Source organism: Micromonospora sp. NPDC049801, from assembly GCF_040656575.1.
In the GTDB taxonomy this organism is placed as follows: Bacteria; Actinomycetota; Actinomycetes; order Mycobacteriales; family Micromonosporaceae; genus Micromonospora.
This window is the reverse complement of record NZ_JBFAMS010000003.1, coordinates 37,547-56,072: the sequence shown is the minus strand read 5'-3', so window position 1 is coordinate 56,072 and position 18,526 is coordinate 37,547. Positions and strand designations below refer to the sequence as shown.

Sequence of the window (18,526 nt, the reverse complement as noted above, 5' to 3'; positions counted from 1 at the left end):
AGATCCGGACGGCGCTCCTCACCTCGTCGAGGCGCGGGGTTCGGCTTGAGGGCCGAGTCTGGTGCGGATGGCGGCGGCGTCGGGGTGCTGGAGTTCGTCGAGGATGGCCAGGGCGTGTTGCCAGGCTTCGTGGGCGGCAGCGGTGTCGCCGATGGTGTGGTGGGTGTCGCCGAGGCGGGTGAGGGTCTGGGCCTCGTGGAGACGGTTGCCGAGGTCGTGGAACAGGGTGCGGGCGTTGTGGTAGCAGGTGATGGCCTCGGTGTGTTGCCCCAGTTGGTGGTGGGCGTGGCCGAGGGTGTCCCAGGTGTTGGCCTGTCCGGTCTGGTTGTCCAGCTTCTGGTTCAGGGTGAGGGCTTGGCGGGCGGCGGTGAGGGCCTGCTCATTCTCGCCGAGCAGGGTGTGGCACCAACCGATTCCGTTGAGTGCCCTGCCCTCTCCGACCAGGTCCCCGGCTGCCTGGAACAGGGCGAGGGCGAGGCTGGCGTGATGGAGGGCTTGGCGGGCATCTCCCTGCCGATCCCACATCCGCCCCAGGCTGAGGTGGGTGTGCCCCTGCCCGGCACGGTCGCCGGTCTGGACGCCCATCTCGAGCGCGTGTCGTAGCTGGGAGTGAGCGTCGTCGAAACGTCGCAGAGCGATATAGGTGTCGGCGAGCAGGCTGTGAGTGTTCAGCCGTGCGACCGGATCGCCGAGTCGGCGGGCGGCGGCGACCGCGGTGCGTCCGGCGGCAGCCAGGTCGTGCCAGTGGCCCCGGCGGAGGAGGAAGGTGCGCAGGGTCCACGTGAGTTGCCAGGCGTGGGCGTCGAAGCCGGTGGCCGCGGCGTGTTCGATGGCGGCGAGCAGCACCAGGCGTTCGACGCTGAACCAGTGCATCGCCTGCCGGTCGTCGGTGAGCAGATGCGGGGAGACCTGCGGATCCGCCGGGATGAGGTCGATCGGGTGCCGGGTCGAATACAGCAGCCGGTCACCGGCGTGCGCGGTATGCAGATAGTGGTCCAGGAGTCGGGCGGTGGCACTGCGGCGATGCTGGTCGGTGTCGAGGGTGTGGGTCTGTTCGGTGGCGTAGGCGCGTAGCAGGTCGTGGAAGGTGTATCGGCCGGGGGCGTGTTCGGTGAGCAGGCTCGCCCGGATCAGCTCGGCCAGCAGCCGGCGGGTCTGCGCGGTGGTGTGCCCGGCGAGGTTGGCCGCCGCGGTGGCGTCGGTGTCGGGGCCGGGGTGCAGGCCGAGCAGGCGGAAGAGTCGGGCGGCGTCCGGGGTGAGGGTGGCGTAGGACCAGGAGAACACCGCCCGGACCTGGTGGGTGGGGTCTCCGGTGTCGAGGGTGTCACGTCCTTCACAGGACCACAAGAACAACGTGTACCGAAACCACCCAACCATGATTCGTATGTCCGATTTCCAGCTCCGTCCAGTTTGCAACTCCATCCAGTCTGGACCGCACCGGACAACCCGGCCCTCACCATCGATTGCAGACCGGCCCTCCGGGTCGCGGTGTCGGACCCGGTCGGTGGCGAGCAGCGGTCCGACGGCGGGATCGGCGACACGGCCATCGCTCGCGCGGTAGGGCCGACGCTCGTGCGGTAGGGCCGGCGCCACGGATTCCGACGGACAAGAGAGGGGACGTCATGCGACGAATCAGTGTCGGCGTGGCGGGGACGGCGGTGATCCTGCTGTGTCTGGTCGCGGGGTGCGGTACCCAGCAGAAGCCAGCGGCCGCACCGCGTTCCCTGCCCGCCATACCGCCGCCCAGGCCGGGGACCGCACTGCCCCTGGACGAGTACCTGCCATCGCCCGACGAGCAGGCTCGGTCGGACCGCGCCCAAGCGGCGCTGGAGCGCACCTGTCTGATCCAGTTCGGGCTGCGTTGGGAAGGACCAGACGAGTCCGAGTTGGACTTCGGCCAACGGTCGATCGCGTCGGAGCGTGCCGCGCGGTTCGGGGTGGTCGACGAGGACCAGGCCGCGCAGCGCGGATACCAGGCACCGCCCTGGAGCACCCACGACCCCGAGGTACGCGCGGCCCTGACCGAGCACCACCACGACACGCCAAGCGAGCTGAACGAGGTGCTCTACGGCCTCGCGTCCCAGTACGGCGGTAAGCGTGTCCCCACGGGCGGGTGCCGAGCCGAGGCGGCCGCCCGGCTGATGACGGGAGCGCCCAGGGCAGACCGGAACCTTCCGATCCAGCTGGAGCAGCAAGCAGCGGCGGCGAGCACCCGGGATCCCCGGCTTGCTGCGGCCGTAGCTGCCTGGGCGTCCTGTATGGAGCTCGCCGGCCACCGCTACGCCTCGCCCAGGACTGCCGCCAACGACCCCCGGTGGACAGGCACCGGCACCCCCACCGAGGCGGAGCGCGCCGTGGCGCTGGCAGACGTCCGATGCCAGAACAAGACCGGCTACCTGCCCACTCTCATCGACGTGACGGCTGAGCACCAGCGCGAGCTGATCAGCCGGCACGCCACCGAACTCGGCCGACTGAAGCGCTCGGAGGACACCCGGGCACGGAACGTCGCCGAAGCGCTCTCCGCGGAGCCGATGGACCCTTCACCAGGCGGAAGGCCAGCGGGATAGCTCCGCGTGAGAGCAACAGAAAAGACAGCACCATCCGCGAGGGAAGAGAGGACCTGACATGCGACGTATCCTCAAGACCGGGCTTGGAGCCCTGGCCATCAGCGCAGTCTTCACGGGGCTGTGGGCCGCGCCGGCGAGCGCGCATCCGGTCAATCAGGGGAGCGACGAGGCGACGCACTCCTACGACGGAACCTTCTTGGAGTACTGCGACTACGAGTCCGACGGCCACTCGGTGTGGGTCAACTACTACACCGACGCGTCGACCAGCATGCGCTCGACGGCATCGGTCAATGGCTTCAACCAGTGCGGCCAGTACTACTTCGACAGCGTGCTGACCAACCTCAGGGTCGTCGAGGACAACCCCGCCAGCAGCACCAACTACTACGGCCGTTGGCACGACTACCCGGTCGCGGGTAACTAGCCCCAACACGAGGACGATCACGGTGAGAACGGCGGGTGCCACGGGGCCCCGCCGTTCTCTCACGGTTCGGAGGCGGGCTGCGGCAGCGCCGCTGGCGGGCAAGAATGGCTGGACCCTGGCCGAAGCAGCCGGCGACACCACCCCGGATCGGATGCAGCGGCTGCTCAACCGGTCCGCGTGGGAAATGGACGCGGTCCGCGATGACCTGTTCGCCTACGTGGCCGAGCACCTCGGCGACGACGACGGGGTGCTCATCGTCGACGAGACCGGCTTCCTGAAGAAGGGGATCAAGTCCGCCGGGTGCAGCGTCAGTACTCGGGCACGGCCGGGCGGGAACAGCTACGTGACGCGGTAGGCGGTGTAGCGCACCCGGTCGGCCTCGCGGATCGCCGATGCCACGAAGACGGACTGCTCCAGGACGGCCAGCGCGGGCACGGACGTCTCCAGTCGTACGCCCAGGCGGAAGTAGTACTCGGACACCTCGACGGCGTCGCCGCGCAGCAACGCCTCGAGGACCTCCGCGCGGCCGCTGCGGACGCCGAACGTCCGCAGGTAGACGTGACCGCCGTCGGCGGTACGCGCCGAGTAGCGCGTGTCGATCTCGATCGCGCCGTCGGGGCGAACGACCTGCCAGTCGGCGCCGCCGGGCAGGATGTCGGCCTCGAAGAGACCGGTGACCCGGCCGCCGACAACAGGCACCACGCGACGGTGACCGGCACGGGTCATCCCGTGGTCCTCCAGCGCGCCGAGGCGCACCTCCACCTCGAACGCGGACTCGAGCCCGGGAACCGGCGGGGCGGTCACGGGGTCCCGACCGGCGGATCGGCGCGTACTCATGGAGTGTCCTTGACGTGCGCGAGGGCGTCGCGGAGGCGTTCCAGCGCGGGCACCGCCGCGGCGAGGGCCGCGCGGTCCGCCGCCGGCAGGGTCGCCGCGGCGCGGGCGACCAGGTCTCCGCTCGCGAGGTCGAAGCGGTCGAACAGGTCGCGGGCCTTCGCGGTGGCGAGGACGTCGACGTGGCGGTGGTTGCCGGGACGGGGGCGACGCTCGACGAGACCGTTGCCCTCCATCGCGGTGAGCAGGTTGCTGACCGTGGATCGGCTCAGGCGCAGTCGCTCGGCCAGTTCACCGGGGCCGGCCACGGTGCCTCGGGGCAGGGCCCGCACGATCTCGATCTGCGCGTCCGGGATCTCCGGCAGGTGCTCGGCGGCCCGGGCCGCGGCCAGCAGCGTGCGGCGCAGCGGTGAGATCACCGACGCCAGTCGCGCCGCGTCCAGTTCGGTCGGCTCCGGGCCGGTCACGACAGGACGCCCGGGACGGCCGTCGGCGTCAGGGAGGCTCGTTCGTTGAGGTCGGCGGGGAGGAAACCGGCCGCCTTCTTGTAGCCGGTGGCGATGGCGGTGAGATCCTCCGGCGGGATGACGTCGTGGATGTGCGTGAACCCGTCCGGCGCGCGCTCGTGGGCGAGCACCATCACCTGTTCCGGGCCCTGCCGCCGGTTGCTCAGCACCAGCGCGGTGGTCGCGGGTCGCCGGTCCGCCTCGTAGGCGTCGAGCGCCGCCCGGACCGTCGGCGCGGTGGCGAGGTGGAAGGCGAGGGTACGTGCGTCCAGGATCGCCTGCGACGCCCCATTGGAACCGTTCGGATACATCGGGTGGGCCGCGTCGCCGAGCAGCGTGGTGTTGCCGTGGGTCCACGTGTCGATCGGATCGCGGTCCACCATGGGGTATTCGAGGATCTCGTCGGCGGCGGCCAGCAGTTCCGGCACGTTGAGCCACGCGAAACGCCAGTCCGCGAAGAGCGAGACGACCGGCGCGGGGTCGACCGTCCGGTTCCAGTCCGCGTTGGGCCCGGCGAAACCGGGCCCGCGCCGCTCGGCGACGACGTTGATAAGGCCGGCGCCGATCGGGTACGCCACGAACTTCTGCTCCGCGTCCCCGGCCATGATCATGGTTCGCCCGTCCAGGAATCCGGGTGCCCGTGCCGTCCCCCGCCACAGGGTCAGCCCGTTCCACAGTGGCGCCCCCTCGCCGGGCCGATGGTGGCGGCGCAGCGCGGAGTGGATGCCGTCCGCTCCGACGATCAGGTCACCAGCGACGCCCACCTTTCCCGCCGCCGTCTCGAAGTGCGCGACGCCGTCGCGGACGCCGACGAGCCGGTGCCCGGTGCGCACCGCGTCGGCGCCCAGCCGTTCCCGTACCACGGCGAGCAGTTCCATCTGGAACCGGCCGCGGTGCACGGAAAGCTGCGGCCAGCGATATCCGGCGTCCAGTCCGCGTGGCTCGCTCCAGATCTGCTGACCGTAGCGGTTGTAGTAGGCAAGCGTGCCGGGTGCGGCGCCCAGCCTTTCCATGCGTTCCCCGAGACCCAATTCGGTCAGCTCGCGGACGGCGTGCGGGAGCAGATTGATTCCGACGCCGAGTGGGCGCAGCGCGGCGGCGCGCTCGTAGACGGTGATCTCACGGAAGCCGGCCCGGTGCAGGCTGAGCGCGGCGGCGAGGCCCCCGATGCCAGCGCCCACGATCACGATTGCCACGTCGTCGCCCTCTCCGCCCCACGCCACCAACCGCACAGTTTGGTGACAAAATCGTCGGCCGTCAAGACGTGTTCACATCGCCATCGGACCACTCGCACCGCTGTGCGATTCGGCCTTTAAGAATTCTTGACAATCAATCGCTGCTGCATGACGCTGATCGACGCGGTCGGATGCTTCCGGCACTCCGTCGACCCCACTTGTCAGGCTGCACAAGCGCTGCGCACGGAAGGGCCCGTCCATGAAGAAGGTCACCGCCCTCGCTGTTCTCGCCGGCGTCGTGATCGCCCTGACCGGCTGCACGGATTCCGATGCCACCGATCCGTCCCCCGGGGCGAGCGGCGACCTGCGGAAGGTCCGCGTGGCGGCGCTGCCGATCAGCGAGACCGCCGCGCTGTGGGGCGGCATCAAGGCGGGCGTCTTCCGGGAGCAGGGCCTCGACGTGGAGGTGGTGCCGGCACAGGGCGGCGCCCAGGCCATCCCGGCCCTGATCAACGGCGACATCGACTTCGCCATCGGCCAGCCGTTCGGCCCGTTCCGCGCCGATCTGCAGAACCTCGGCGTGGTGATCATCGGGAACTACGCGTCGTCCTACGCCGACGGCGACGACATCAACGCCGTGGTGGCGTCCGCGAAGTCCGGTATCACCCGGCCGGCCCAGCTCGCCGGACGCAAGGTGTCGGTGAACAGCCTGGGCGCCGCCGGCGATGTCACGATCATGGCAGCGGTCGAGAAGGACGGCGGCGATCCCACCAAGGTCAAGTTCGTCGAGGTGGCTTTCCCGGACGCACCGGCCCAGCTCGCCGCCGGCACCATCGACGCCGCCTGGGTGACCGAGCCGTTCATCACCCAGATGCGCAAGCGCGGTGACGTCCTCGTGGTCGCTCCGTACCAGGCCACCGTTCCCGGGCTCACCACCCTGACCACGATCACGTCGAACAAACTGAAGGACTCCGACGCCGAGCTGATCGCGGACTTCTCGGCGGCGATGAAAAAGACGCTCACCTGGGCCAAGGATCCGGCGAACGAGAAGGACCTCCGCCAGGCCATCAAGGACAACCTCGAACTGCCGGAGCCGGTGGCGGACTCGGTACGGCTCCCGGCATTCGGGTGGGAGCTCGACCGGGCCGGCCTGGAGCAACTGGCGACGCTGGCCCAGAAGTACCGCGTCCTCGACCGGCGACCCGACTTCGACCGCCTCATTCAGCAGCAGTAGCCGACCGATGCGCAAGATCCTGCTGGGCGCCGTGGGTCTGCTGGGGTTCCTCGTCGTCTGGCAACTGATCCCGACACTGGGACTGGCCGACCCGCACGACCTGCCGTACGCGACGGACGTGTTCGGGTGGCTGTTCCAGGAGGTCCGCGACCTGGCGTTCTGGCGGCGGCTCCGGCTCACCATGACGTCCTGGGCGATCGGCCTGACGGTGGCGACGCTCGCCGCCGTCGCGCTGGGGACCGTGGTCGGGATGGTGCCGTTCCTGCGTCGCGCCACGCACACGACAGTCGAGTTCCTGCGGCCGGTGCCGTCGGTCGCGCTGATCCCCCTCGCCGTGCTGATGTTCGGCCTGCAGATGCGCGCCGCACTCGTCATCATCGTCTACGCGGCGTTCTGGCAGGTGTTCGTGCAGGTGATCTACGGCGTCGCCGACGTCGACACGGTCGCCCGGGACACCGCGCGGAGCTTCGGCCTCACCCGCTACGAGCGGCTGCGGTATCTCGTCCTTCCGACCGCTCTGCCGTACCTGATGACCGGCCTGCGCCTCGCCGCGACGGTCGCGCTCATCCTGGCCGTCACCGCGGAGATGGTGATCGGTAACCCCGGCCTCGGACGCATGATCGAGCTGTCGCGCTCCGCCGGGGACGCCGTCGGCCTCTACGGCCTCGTCGTGGTCACCGGGCTTCTCGGCGTGGTGGTGAACGTCGTGTTCCGCTTCGCCGAACGCCGCTCGTTGGCCTGGCACCAGTCGGTGCTCGCGGACGAGGCAACCCGATGACCGCCCTCGGGGCGGGCAGGGCCGCCCGGCGCGGCCTCGGCGTCCGGGTCGCCGAGGACGTCCTGTACGCGGTCGGGCTTCCCGTCCTGGCCGTGGGGCTCTGGGCCGTCTGGTCCACCCGGTCGGCCAACCGGTTCCTCGTCGGCCCCCGCCCGCTCCTCGACGCGTTCCGGCAGACCTGGATCGGCCCGGCGTTCGTCGACGACGTGCTGCCCAGCGTGTACCGGCTGCTGGCCGGCCTGCTCGCGTCGATCGTGCTCGGCGTCGCCGGGGGTGTCCTCATCGGCCGGTTCCGCCCGCTACGCGAGATCCTCGAACCGCTGCTGGAGTTCTTCCGCGCGATTCCGCCACCGGTGCTGATTCCGGTCGCGATGCTACTGCTCGGTATCACCGACACCATGAAGGTCGTCGTCATCTCCTCCGGCGCGATCTGGCCGATCCTGCTGAACACGATCGAGGGCGTCCGGGCGACCGACAGCGTGCTGCTGGAGACCGCCGACTCGTACCGGATCTCCCGGTGGGAACGGGTGTGGCTGCTGATCCTCCCGGCGGCGAGTCCGCGCATCATGACCGGCGTACGGCAGGCGCTCTCGGTGGCCCTGATCCTCATGGTCATCTCGGAGATGTTCGCGTCCTCGGCCGGCCTCGGCTACCGGATCGCCTACTTCCAGCGGAACTACCTCATCGCCGAGATGTGGAGCGGCATCCTCCTGCTCGGCCTCATCGGCGTCCTCCTCGCCGTGGCCTTCGGCGTCGTCGAACGCCGCGTCCTGCGCTGGTACCACGGAATGAGGGAGGTCACCCGTGCCTGACGCGAGTCCGCTGCTGCGGGTCGAGCACCTGCGCAAGGTCTACGCCTCCGGCCGGGGCGAGGTCGAGGCGATCGGGGATCTCAGTTTCACCATGATGCCCGGCGAACTGCTGTGCGTCGTCGGCCCGTCGGGCTGCGGAAAGACCACCCTCCTGAAATGCCTCGCCGGACTGCTCCGGCCCACCAGCGGCCTCGTCACGATGGAGGGATCTCCGGTGACGGGCCCGAGCCCGGCGATGGCAGTGGTGTTCCAGGAGTACGGCCGCAGCCTCTATCCCTGGCTCACGGTCCGGGGCAATGTGGAGCTTCCCCTTCGACACCAGAAGCTCTCCCGCGCCGAACGCGACCGGAGGGTCGCCGACGCCCTTGACGCGGTCGGACTGCCGCAGTCGGCACGCAGCCATCCGTGGCAGCTCTCCGGCGGGATGCAGCAACGGGTGGCCATCGCGCGCGCCATCGCGTACCGGCCCGAAGTGCTGATCATGGATGAGCCGTTCGCGGCGGTGGACGCACAGACCCGCGCGGACCTGGAGGACCTCGTACGCGACCTGCACCTGAACCGCCGCATCTCCACTGTCTTCGTGACGCACGACATCGACGAGTCCGTGTATCTGGGCCAGCGCGTGCTCGTCCTGTCCCACTCGCCGACCCGGGTGCAGGAAGACCTCGTGATCGACCTCCCGCCAGAGCGCGATCAGCTCACCACCCGGGCGCTGCCCCGCTTCACCGAGCTGCGGACCCACGTCTACGCGCAGATCCAGCGGGCGAAGCGTGCGCCGGCCTCGGCACCGTGACGCGCCCCGCCGACCCCGGCAACGCCTATTCCCGCCGGCCGGCGACCGGGCCGCCCGGGCCAGTGCGGGTTTTGGCGCGGTACAGGCGGGCACCGGGCCGATCCCTCGCGATGGCCAGACTCCACGCCCAGATGCAGGAGCCATAGCCGACGACGATGAGGATGGCAGGCTCAGCTGGTGCACGAGCTGTTGGTCCTGACCACCGCGTCCGCCGCCGCGTTCATCCTGGCCGTGCTGTCCGCGGTGGCCGGTTTCGGCGGTGGGGTGCTGCTGTTACCGGTGTTCACCGCCCTGTTCGGGCTGCGCGTGGCCGTGCCGATGCTGACCCTCACCCAACTGTCCAGCAACGCCTCCCGGGTCTGGCTCAACCGCCACCACCTGCGCTGGCCCTTGATCGGCTGGTTCGCCGTCGGCACCGTCCCCTTGTCCATCGCCGGCGGGCTGCTGCTGGCCCACGCCCCCCTCGGCCCCCTCAAGCGCCTGCTCGGCGTGTTCCTCATCGGCGTGGTCATCTGGCGGGGCCTCACCCCACACCCCCGCAAACCCCGCGACCGGACATTCGCCGCCGTGGGCGCGGCCTCCGGCCTGGGATCCGCCCTCCTCGGCTCAGTCGGCCCGCTGACCGCCCCGTTCTTTCTCGCCTACGGCCTCACCCGCGCCACTTACATCGGCACCGAAGCCGCCAGCGCACTCACCATGCACCTCTCCAAAATCGCCGCCTATGGCGCCAGCGACCTGCTCACCCGCACCGTGCTGCTCTACGGTGCCGCCCTCATCCCCGCCACCCTCGCCGGCGCCTGGGTCGGCAAGAAGGTCGTCGGCCGCATCAGCGATCGGCTGTTCGTCCTATTGGTAGAAATCGGGCTACTCGCCGCCGGCGCACTGTTCCTCGCCGGCCTGTGACTCCCGGCCGGTGCAGCTGGTCCGGGTTGTGCCACCGTCGGGCAACCTGACCGTGGCCCAGCAGCAGGTGTGGCTCGGTCCCACCCTCGCCGGCACCCCGGTCACAATCTGGGTCGACACCGACCGGCTGCACGTCCTGACCGCCGACGGCGCCCGCATCAAGTCCAGCCCATCAAGGCTGTCCCAACGCGATCTCGCCCGGCTCCTGGCCGAGGGCGGTGCACCGGCCGGACCGCCTCCGTTGCCGCAGCCCGAACCACGGACCACCGCCGTCGAGGTCGACCGGATCGTCAACGCCTGCGGCGGCATCAGCATCGCCGGCCGGCAGATCAGCGTCGGCATGCCACTCGCCGGTCAACGGGTCCGGATCCGCCTCGACGGCATACTCCTGCACGTCATCGACGAGGCCGGGCAGCTGCGCCGCACCTTGCGCTGTCCACTACCGCCCACCGCGCTCGGCCGCATCCGCGACGCCCGCCCAGCGTCCGCAGTCCCGCCGCCAGCGGCCATCCCTGAGGTGGAACGGGTCGTGTCCAGCAACGGCAGCATCCAGGTCGCGGGGCAACGCATCTAGGTCGGCAAGGTCCACGCCCGCAAGTTGGTATCCGTCGCCCTCGACGGGCACACCATCACCGTCTACGACGCCAACACTCCGGTCGCGGCCGTCCCCCGCCGCAGCACCACCAACCTGAACCGCACCAAGGCGCACCACCACATCACCCGACTGGCTGAGACATGAGCCTGAGGTTAGGCGGAGAACCACCCCACGGCCGAGGCGCGGCGGTAATCCGGCCGGCTCGCCCACGCCTGGCTCCACGCTCGCTCCTGCGTCGAGTCGAGACGTCCGTGCCGGGCGGCGTCAGCGTTTTCGCCCAGCAAGCGGTGCAGCGCCGACGCCGCCTCGACGTCCATTGCGCTGATCTCGTGCAGGACATACCGCCGGGGACGACGGTCGAGTGGATAGACCCCCGCGAACCAGAACTCCCGCCCATCCCACCGGGCCAGCCCGTCGATCGCTCCGTCGTAGAAGTCGTCGCACCACAGAATCTCGACGCCGGACAGCTCGACCAAACCGGCCAACACCGACTCCTCGTGCATCAGTAGGTCTCCGTCAGGTTCCTCAGGCACACGCAAAACCTAGCCTTTCTGCCTCCCGGCGCTGACCAGCCTTACCGTCGACAGCAGGCACCAGACCTATTCGATCAAGGCCCTGCGTGAAGGGTCCTGCGACGCCGCTTCGTCAACCATCGTGGGAGACCAGGCAAAACGCAGCAGCGCGTCCTCCGTCGGCTGATGTGCGGCACGCGTCCGCCAGGTGATCTGCGGCATTCACTCTACTCAACGGGGTTTTGGCGATTTCTTAAACCAGAATGCAGCAGCCCGGCCGCAATCACCACAAAGGAAACGCCGGGGATTATAAAGATTGTTGCACCAACAGGCGTGCGATGAATTCTATCCAAGCCGAGCGTCAAGAATAGGATGCCTGGAGCGAGCGCGGACATGCCCGCAGCAAAGAAGACTCTAGGAACCTTCCTGGCAAAACCCGACGTCCGGGAAGCAAAGAACATTGCCACAAAGGACGTCGCCGTGAGCACCGCCGCGAGTATCGATGCCGATAGAGTTAGGGCGGCTGGCGTTCGGCGAAAGAGACCCACAGCCGCGCCAGCAAGGTAAATCGCAGGCGCTGCAATAATGCCGCCTAGGACATTGACCAAAACATCACGGCCGAACTTGGCAAGCTCTTTTCGGCGCTTGTTCGCTACGGTGCCAATCGAATCGTCATCCACGACGGCATCGTAGCCAAATCTTCTCGGCTGGATAGCCCGTGCCAACCCGTGCACGGGTGCTGGCGATGTGCATCCTCCGGCGATCGTCTGGCATGCCATCGACGTCCTGAGGCTGAGGGATGGTGAGGTGCGCTCGTTCAACGCAGGCAGAATGGCTTACGTGACGAACCCTGATCCAGACGCGGAGTGGTGGACGACGTCGGAGGTCGCTGAGTACCTCGGCGTCCAAGTCGGCACCGTGAGTTCCTACCGGAACCGCGCCAGATGCCGGAGCCTGACAAGACCCTCGGCCGGACCCATCTGTGGCGTCCGCGAACGATTACGTCCTGGCATGAGGGTCGGCCCCGGCTCGGAAGTCGCGCCGCTGACGTTGGCAGCGGGCAGCCCTGGACAGTCCCTTCACCGGCGAAGAGTGGCAGCTCCTCCTGAAGACGCACGCCCAGCGCTTCGAGGATCTACGAGCCTTCCTCCAAGACCATCACCCTTGGCAGAAACTCGTGATCGCGGCCGTGCCGATCGTGATGAGTTCGGACGAATATGCCGCTTGGGTCAGCCGGACCCTCCTGCTGGACGCTGGCGCCGTAGGGGCTACGCCCCGGCGCGCGCTCAAACACCTCTCGCACTCCTAGGGAGGATGCGTTTCAGTGCAGGCCTCTTGCGCTGTTTCCACTCGCGCGGTGCCGTGCGCCCGGGCACACCGAGCTCAGCCCGCACCGCGTCGTTGAAGATCACACTGGCCTTGCTCAAGGCATCGCTGTGAGCAGAAACGACCTCTCTCAAAAAAGCCAGCGCCTCTTCGGGTTCGTCCTCCAGTGATGCAACAAAGGCTTCGCGGTCCTCCGCGTCAAGTGACTCGACATGTGCACTAAACTCTTTGAGGACATCACCAAGACAACAAAATGCGGCCGCCCATGCGCCCACGGCGGCATCATGCACGAGCGTGGTCGAGATCAGCCTTGTCCTGTTGGTCATGTCATACATGGGCCTGCCATGCTCGAAACCTAGATCCACCTGTTTAGGCCCGTACTTCAGGAAGTCGGAAAGCTCATTCCGGAACGTCTCGAATGCGTCTGTGAACTCTAAGTAGAGCTTGAGGCGTTCGGCGTGCCAGCGATGCAGATCCTCGCGTTTCGCCTTCCACCGTTCGTTGGCCGTGACCACAACCTGGCCGACGAGGACACCGGCAAGAGCCATAGCACCGGATAACGCCGGCACCGCCCACCAAGACGACGTCATTAGCCCCAAACCCCGGCGGTTAAGTCCTGCAACACTGCTCCGACGGACCCCGATGTTGGCACACCGAGGCAAGTTCCGCCTGCTAGCCAGCCCGTCGGCCTTCGGCCGCACCTTGGTGGAGTGGGTGGGGCCTGCCCGGACGGACGGTGTCGGGATGGCGCCAACCATCCTGGAGTGCCTGAGGACCCCGCCGGAGGCTCGCCCTGGTCGTCGCCTTCAACATCGGAGCCCCGGATCTGCCACTCACCATGGCGGCCCGGGGCTTCTTCGTATGTCGCGTCGCCAGCGGGGCTGCAACCGTTCGGGGTGCGCCTCGTGCGATTGCGCTAAGAGGCGCGGGGTCCCCGATCGGCGACCGGTCGGTCGGCCCCTGGTCGGCGGCGCGGGCGGCCTGCGAAGCGGGCCGCCTTGATCACGACGGAGATCTACAGCCAGGTTTCGTCGGCGACAACCCGTGAAGCCCTGCGAGCCCACGGCACATCATCAATCGCTCCAGACGGAACTCGCGGCCAGCGCGGCCGGGTTGAGCGCGCACTATCCAGGGTAGGGCCAGCGGCGTTCAGGCAGCAGTTGCGTCGAACCGTCGGCCTCGATCACCCAGGTACGCGGCTCACACAGCGGGTCATCCAGACTGGCGATCTCTCGACCGGCTGGATCTCGGGCCACCAGCCGCATCGAACGCGCGCAACTGCTTCGCAGCGGAATCAATGCCGAGCTCGTGGCAGACACGCTATGGGTGATGGGGACGCCACCCGTCTCCTCAACCGTCAGCTTGCTCGCCAGATGGTTCTCCACTACGAACGTTTCCGCACTACTGTCGGTATCCATCATCGGAACGCCGAACTGTCGTACCCAGCCAACGGCACCGGCGCAAACCACCACCACGACGGTGATGAGCACGGCCAGAGCCCGCCACAAGCGACGTTGCCGGCCAGATTTCGGGGGCGTTGGTGGTGTTGTCATCGTCTCTCCCGCCGGGCGCCCGGAACGGTCGCCAGTTGCGATCCCTCCTCCGAGGGGGACCAGGTCAGCCTCGGCGACGCCCCAATGTCCCGGCCGTCGACGGCGAGTATCGCGGTGAACGGCGCACCCTGCGCTCTCCCGCCTGGCGCGCGGTCTGCCATTAAGTGTTGCGTTGAACGAGTTCCGGCACAGTACAGGTCGGGGTCCGGGTGCTCGGCGCCATCGTGCCCGGCGCCGGCCCGCTGCGTCTGCCCGCACCGCGCACCGCCGCGCTGCGGCTGGTCATGGCCGGCTGAGCGACCGCTCCCGCTCCGGTCAGCCAGCCCCGAAGCAGACGAACGCCGCCGCGGTGGCCCGGGCCGGACCGTCGCCCGCCGCACCGAACGCCCACTGCGCGTCGGCGAGGGCTCGCGCCGGGCCGGCACCCGCCCGCATCCGCGCGTGCAGGTCCAGCATCAGTGCCGTGGTGGGCTCGGCCGGCACGGGCAACACGGTCGCGATCAGGCACCGGGTGCCGAGCGCCAGGAGCACCGCGGTGAACCCCATGACCTCGTCGCCGGGGCGTAGCCCGGTCAGGCCGGAGTCACAGGCGGAGAGCACCACGCAGCCGGGCGGCCGGGCGACCGCCTCCCACTCGTAAGCGAACAGCGGCCCGTCGGCCAGTTCCAGGGTGGAGAACTGTGGGTTGTCCGCGCGGAACGTGCCGTGGGCGGCGATGTGCACCAGCCCCGCCCCGTCCAGCGCGGCGGTCAACGCCGCGGCGGTGGCGTCGGGCCCGGTGAGCCGCCGCGCCCCGGGCAGGACCTGGGCGAGCCGGCATACCTCGGTGTGCCCGGCCGGCAGGCGCGGGCCGGCGGCCAGGACCGGCGGCCCGGCCGGCAGCTCCCGCCGATCCGCCCCGAGCCAGGCGGTGGCCGAGGGGGCGACGGTCACCGGACGCCCCGCGCAGGTGGGCAGCGCCGACCAGGGCACCGCGTGCAGCGCCCCGACCGGGACGATCACCAGGGCCCGGTCGGCCAGCCACCGCCGCAGCGGGGCGAACAGCAGCCGGTCCAGGGCCGCCGCCGCGTCGCCGGCCCCCGCCCGCGCGGCGGCCGCGTCGCCGGTGGTGACCAGCCGGCGCAGGGCGAACCGGTGCCGGCGGGCCAGGTCCGCCGCGGCAGCGAGCGGGCCCAGGTCGTGCAGGCTGGCCCGGCCGTCGCGGACCAGCACCGCCCGGATCCGGTCGCCATGGGCCACCAGCTCGACCAGCACCCGGGAGCCGAGCCGCGCGGCCAGCGCGCCCACCCCGGGCGGGGCCAGCACGGGGCCCCCACCGGGCACCCGCCGGGCCAGGTCCCGGATGCGCTGCTCCAGCCGGGCCTGCCGGCCGCGCAGGGCGGTTGCCGGGCGACCGGCCAGCACCTCGTCTTCGAGCAGGCCGCTGACCAGTCGGAGCTCAGCGAGCGCCGCCACCAGGTCGGGGTCGGCCGGAGGCCGGGCCGGCCGGGCCCGCAGCGCATTGGCCCGCCACCGCTCCGCCCACGCCAGGACCCGCCCCGGCGCGCCCGCCCGGACCGCGATGTCGAGGCCCTCGGCCGCCAATTCCTGACCGTACGCTCCACTGTGGGCACGCAGCTCCGTGGCGCCGAGCGACATGCGGTGCCGGTCGAGCACGACCAGCCCGCGGCGCAGCGCCCGGGCGGCCCCGGGTTCGTCCCCGTCGAGCCGGCGCGACAGGGCCAGGGCGTACCAGCCCTGTGCTCGCCGGTCGGCGGTGCCGCGACGGCGGGCCCGGGCGGCCACCGCCAGCAGGTTCCGGGCCCGGCCTGGCCGTCCCAGCGCGGCGGCCACCAGGCCGGCCTCGATCCGGGTGGTCAGCGCCGGACCCGGCCACCCGGTGGCGTCGAGCTGATCGGCGGTACGCACCATGGCGGTGAACAGGGGTGCCGAGCGGGTGCCCCGGCGGTACTCGGCGCGCAGCTCGACGTGCCGGGCGAAGACGGCCCAGGTGCGCCGGCCCTGGCGACGGAACCGGGCCCGGGCCGCGGCGGCAGCCTCGGTCGCGGTATCCAGGTCCGCGGCGAGCAGCGCCGCGCGGGCCCGGGCCAGCAGCGCCTCGGCGAGGTCGGAGGCCATGCCCCGGCGCCGCAGTTCCCGGACGGCCGCCGTCGCGACCACCACCGCCTCGTCGACCAGCGGCACCGACAGCAGCAGCTCAACGCGGTCCAGCAGCAGCGCCGGCCGGGGTACGGCGAGCCGCCGGTACTCCTCGTCGACCGTGGCGAAGCAGCGCAGCGCGCCGGCGATGTCGCCGCGCTGGCCGGCCGCGATGCCGCAGTTCCAACGGGCGTCGGCCGCCGCGAGGTCCAGGCCCAGCCGTTGGAAGGCGGCTGCCGCGCGGGACAGGTCGTCGTCGGTGCCGCCGGCGGCGCCCCGGTGGGCGTTGAGCAGCCCCCGGTTGTTGCGCGCCCGCGCCTCCAGCAACAGATCACCCTCGCGCAGGGCGATGTCGACGGCCAGGCCGTAGTCGCGTACCGCCTCGTCGTAGCGACCTCGGTAGTGCAGCACTACGCCCCGCTGCATCCGGGCCCGCCCCGCGTCGGCACCGACGAGCTGCGGCAGCGCGGCGGTCACCGCGCGCAGCGCCGCAGCGGTGTGGCCGGCGTTGGCCAACACGTAGCCCAGGCTCATCCGGGCCAACGCCCGGTTCCGGGGCGTGCCGGCGGCCCGGACCGCGCGGCGCAGGTGGCGCAGGGCGCCGGACAGGTCGTTGAGCTCTCGCAGGGCCAGACCGACGGCCCGCTCAGCGGTGGAGCGCTCGTCGGCCCCGGCCGTGGGCGCGGCGGCCAGCACCCGCTGGGCGATCGCGATCGCCTCGCGCGGGTAGCGCTGGACGGCGTCAAGCGCCGCCTGAGCCGTGCCGGCACCGGAACCGGTGCTGTCGGGCATGCCCCACAGAGTCCCCGAACTGATGCCCAGCCGTCAATGTCTCTGCGGGCCTGTCGGGAATCTGCACCCACCATTAACGCCATTGACACGCACCTATGCTTTGGAAGAATCGACGACACCCGGGAAACGTGGCCACACCGGCCAGTGGCGGGCGCTTCTGCCGACCGCATGGAGGACCCGTGTCGCCTGACCATCCCGCCGCGCCGCGCCCGGCCGGCCAACTGTCCCGACGGCGACTGCTGGCCGCGTCCGCGCTGGCCGCCGCAGCGTCGTTCGCCGTCGGGTCCCGTGCGGCCCCGGCCCGCGCCGGCAGCGGGGACGACGACGCCTACCAGCGCGCCTTCGACGAGGCGCTGGCTGCCGACAAGAACGTCCGCCGGCACACCACACCGGGCCGGGAGTTCCTCTACCGGCCACGGCAGCTGCTCGCCGCCGACGCCGACGCCCAGCGGGTCACCGCCTGGCTGCGTGCCCGCGGACACGTGGTGGCCGTGGGCGACGGCTTCGCCGGGGTCACCCGGCTGCTCTTCGACCGGGAGACCGACGTTCCCGCGCTCGTGACCAAGCTGCGCGACCCCCAACAGTGGCCGGGGCGGCCGGTGCCGAATGTGCAGCCGCACCACGTGCTGCTGGGCTGCGGCAACATCATGGGCAACCCGGGCAGCCCGCCCACGACGGTCGCCGCGCTGCCGCCGCCGGACCCGGCCCGGCTGGGTGAGGGCGCCAGGGTGACCGTCGGGATCTGCGACACCGGCATTTGGCGGCAGGCCGGCGGCTACCACCCACAGTGGCTCGGCGGGGCGTACCTGCCGGAGGTCGACGACGAGGACCCGCTCTACGTGCACACCGACGTACTCGCCCCGCAGGGCGGGCACGGCACCTTCATCGCCGGCGTGGTTCGGCAGGCCGCGCCGGGAGTCCGGGTCGACCCGGAGCAGGCGTTGACCGCCACCGGCATTGGCGACGAGGCGTCGGTGGTGGCCGCGATGGCCCGGCTCGCGCCGGCGGTGTCCGTGGTCAACCTGTCGCTGGGCGGATTCACCCAGGACGACAGGCCGTCGCTGCCCCTGGCCAACGCCGTGGCCGCGCTACCCGCGACGAACGCCGTGGTCGCAGCGGCGGGCAATGCCGGCACCAGCCGGCCGATCTGGCCCGCCGCGCTGGGCCAGGTCGTTGCGGTGGCGGCGGTCAGCCAGGGCTCCGGTGGCGTGGTGCCGGCCACCTACAGCGGGTACGGGCCGTGGGTCGACGTCTGCGCGGTCGGCGAGCGCCACAGCACGTACGTCGAGGGGCAGATGCCGCTGCCGGGCCGCCCGACCCGGGTGTTCCATGGCTTCGCCACCTGGGCCGGTACCTCGTTCGCCACGGCGCACGTCTCCGGTCGGCTCGCCGCCCTGATGACCGCCGGCGGCCTGAGCGCCGACGCGGCCCGGCTGGCGCTGCTCGCGGCGCCGCGCTGGCACCCCGACTACGGCGTGCTCGTCGAATGAGCGACCGGGCCGCGAGCCGATCAGCAGCACCGTGCGGTGGCCCCGGCCGGTGCCGGGTGCAGCGTTGCCGCGGCGGGAACGAGCGGCCGCGAGCGA

Annotated in this window: 20 protein-coding genes and 1 pseudogene; 12 read left to right on the top strand and 9 right to left on the bottom strand. The window is 70.7% G+C overall.

What is annotated here, in order from left to right; translation table 11 throughout:
• Nucleotides 1-18 precede the first annotated feature (18 nt).
• The gene (locus AB0I89_RS06075; protein WP_357120958.1) at nt 19-1,284 is read right to left on the bottom strand and encodes a tetratricopeptide repeat protein; all 1,266 of its coding nucleotides are present in this window, start codon (nt 1,282-1,284) and stop codon (nt 19-21) included.
• A 338-nt stretch (nt 1,285-1,622) separates the two neighbouring features.
• Here AB0I89_RS06075 and AB0I89_RS06070 point away from each other — a divergent pair, with 338 nt between their 5' ends.
• The 3 genes and pseudogenes from AB0I89_RS06070 to AB0I89_RS06060 form a co-directional block, all read left to right on the top strand.
• Nucleotides 1,623-2,567: a hypothetical protein gene (locus AB0I89_RS06070; RefSeq protein WP_357120955.1), complete on the top strand. Its 945-nt coding sequence runs from the start codon at nt 1,623-1,625 to the stop codon at nt 2,565-2,567.
• 58 nt (nt 2,568-2,625) lie between these two features.
• On the top strand, nt 2,626-2,988 hold the full coding sequence (locus tag AB0I89_RS06065; protein WP_357120952.1) for a hypothetical protein: 363 nt from the start codon (nt 2,626-2,628) through the stop codon (nt 2,986-2,988).
• Nucleotides 2,989-3,004: 16 nt separating this feature from the next.
• Nucleotides 3,005-3,321: pseudogene (locus AB0I89_RS06060) on the top strand (transposase); the annotation flags it as partial.
• A gap of 6 nt (nt 3,322-3,327) precedes the next feature.
• Here the strand turns inward: AB0I89_RS06060 and AB0I89_RS06055 are convergent.
• From AB0I89_RS06055 to AB0I89_RS06045, 3 genes are read right to left on the bottom strand one after another with little or no spacing between them, the layout of a single operon-like run.
• The gene (locus tag AB0I89_RS06055) at nt 3,328-3,825 is read right to left on the bottom strand and encodes a DUF3237 domain-containing protein (protein WP_357120949.1); all 498 of its coding nucleotides are present in this window, start codon (nt 3,823-3,825) and stop codon (nt 3,328-3,330) included.
• A complete protein-coding gene (locus tag AB0I89_RS06050) occupies nt 3,822-4,289 on the bottom strand; it encodes a MarR family transcriptional regulator (protein ID WP_357120946.1) in 468 nt (155 codons plus the stop codon). The genes AB0I89_RS06055 and AB0I89_RS06050 overlap by 4 nt, the downstream gene beginning before the upstream one ends.
• Complete coding sequence (locus tag AB0I89_RS06045) at nt 4,286-5,524, bottom strand: flavin-dependent oxidoreductase (RefSeq protein ID WP_357120942.1); 1,239 nt, start codon at nt 5,522-5,524, stop codon at nt 4,286-4,288. Before AB0I89_RS06045 ends, AB0I89_RS06050 begins: the two co-directional genes overlap by 4 nt.
• A gap of 238 nt (nt 5,525-5,762) precedes the next feature.
• Between AB0I89_RS06045 and AB0I89_RS06040 the strand changes: the two genes are divergently transcribed.
• The 7 genes from AB0I89_RS06040 to AB0I89_RS06010 all read left to right on the top strand — a co-directional run bounded on the left by AB0I89_RS06040 (nt 5,763) and on the right by AB0I89_RS06010 (nt 10,762).
• Nucleotides 5,763-6,737, top strand: coding sequence for an ABC transporter substrate-binding protein (locus AB0I89_RS06040; RefSeq protein WP_357120939.1), 975 nt, complete (start codon nt 5,763-5,765; stop codon nt 6,735-6,737).
• 7 nt (nt 6,738-6,744) lie between these two features.
• Entirely contained in the window at nt 6,745-7,515 is a 771-nt protein-coding gene (locus tag AB0I89_RS06035) for an ABC transporter permease (RefSeq protein WP_357120936.1), read from the top strand.
• Nucleotides 7,512-8,327 (top strand): ABC transporter permease, encoded by an 816-nt coding sequence (locus tag AB0I89_RS06030; RefSeq protein ID WP_357120933.1) that lies wholly within the window; start codon nt 7,512-7,514, stop codon nt 8,325-8,327. Before AB0I89_RS06035 ends, AB0I89_RS06030 begins: the two co-directional genes overlap by 4 nt.
• Nucleotides 8,320-9,120 (top strand): ABC transporter ATP-binding protein, encoded by an 801-nt coding sequence (locus tag AB0I89_RS06025; RefSeq protein ID WP_357120930.1) that lies wholly within the window; start codon nt 8,320-8,322, stop codon nt 9,118-9,120. The genes AB0I89_RS06030 and AB0I89_RS06025 overlap by 8 nt, the downstream gene beginning before the upstream one ends.
• A 177-nt stretch (nt 9,121-9,297) precedes the next feature.
• Nucleotides 9,298-10,023 (top strand): sulfite exporter TauE/SafE family protein, encoded by a 726-nt coding sequence (locus AB0I89_RS06020; RefSeq protein WP_357120927.1) that lies wholly within the window; start codon nt 9,298-9,300, stop codon nt 10,021-10,023.
• A gap of 10 nt (nt 10,024-10,033) precedes the next feature.
• Nucleotides 10,034-10,597 (top strand): hypothetical protein, encoded by a 564-nt coding sequence (locus tag AB0I89_RS06015; RefSeq protein ID WP_357120924.1) that lies wholly within the window; start codon nt 10,034-10,036, stop codon nt 10,595-10,597.
• A gap of 24 nt (nt 10,598-10,621) precedes the next feature.
• Nucleotides 10,622-10,762, top strand: a complete 141-nt coding sequence (locus AB0I89_RS06010) for a hypothetical protein (RefSeq protein WP_357120921.1) — start codon at nt 10,622-10,624, stop codon at nt 10,760-10,762.
• Nucleotides 10,763-10,770: 8 nt separating this feature from the next.
• Here the strand turns inward: AB0I89_RS06010 and AB0I89_RS06005 are convergent, their stop codons facing one another.
• Both AB0I89_RS06005 and AB0I89_RS06000 read right to left on the bottom strand, forming a co-directional pair.
• Complete coding sequence (locus AB0I89_RS06005; RefSeq protein WP_357120918.1) at nt 10,771-11,151, bottom strand: hypothetical protein; 381 nt, start codon at nt 11,149-11,151, stop codon at nt 10,771-10,773.
• Nucleotides 11,152-11,357: 206 nt separating this feature from the next.
• The gene (locus tag AB0I89_RS06000; protein WP_357120915.1) at nt 11,358-11,810 is read right to left on the bottom strand and encodes a hypothetical protein; all 453 of its coding nucleotides are present in this window, start codon (nt 11,808-11,810) and stop codon (nt 11,358-11,360) included.
• A gap of 386 nt (nt 11,811-12,196) precedes the next feature.
• Between AB0I89_RS06000 and cutA the strand changes: the two genes are divergently transcribed.
• Nucleotides 12,197-12,439 carry a divalent cation tolerance protein CutA gene (gene cutA, locus AB0I89_RS05995; protein ID WP_357122148.1) on the top strand — a complete coding sequence of 81 codons (243 nt, stop codon included), beginning with the start codon at nt 12,197-12,199 and terminating at the stop codon, nt 12,437-12,439.
• Here the strand turns inward: cutA and AB0I89_RS05990 are convergent.
• From AB0I89_RS05990 to AB0I89_RS05980, 3 genes are all read right to left on the bottom strand, one after another.
• Nucleotides 12,417-13,046, bottom strand: coding sequence for a hypothetical protein (locus AB0I89_RS05990; protein ID WP_357120912.1), 630 nt, complete (start codon nt 13,044-13,046; stop codon nt 12,417-12,419). The two genes, cutA and AB0I89_RS05990, sit on opposite strands and share 23 nt — an antisense overlap.
• A gap of 534 nt (nt 13,047-13,580) precedes the next feature.
• Nucleotides 13,581-13,946, bottom strand: a complete 366-nt coding sequence (locus AB0I89_RS05985) for a hypothetical protein (RefSeq protein WP_357120909.1) — start codon at nt 13,944-13,946, stop codon at nt 13,581-13,583.
• Nucleotides 13,947-14,324: 378 nt separating this feature from the next.
• Nucleotides 14,325-16,940, bottom strand: coding sequence for a CHAT domain-containing protein (locus tag AB0I89_RS05980; RefSeq protein ID WP_357120906.1), 2,616 nt, complete (start codon nt 16,938-16,940; stop codon nt 14,325-14,327).
• A gap of 179 nt (nt 16,941-17,119) precedes the next feature.
• Here AB0I89_RS05980 and AB0I89_RS05975 point away from each other — a divergent pair, with 179 nt between their 5' ends.
• Nucleotides 17,120-18,430: a S8/S53 family peptidase gene (locus AB0I89_RS05975; protein ID WP_357120903.1), complete on the top strand. Its 1,311-nt coding sequence runs from the start codon at nt 17,120-17,122 to the stop codon at nt 18,428-18,430.
• Nucleotides 18,431-18,526 lie beyond the last annotated feature (96 nt).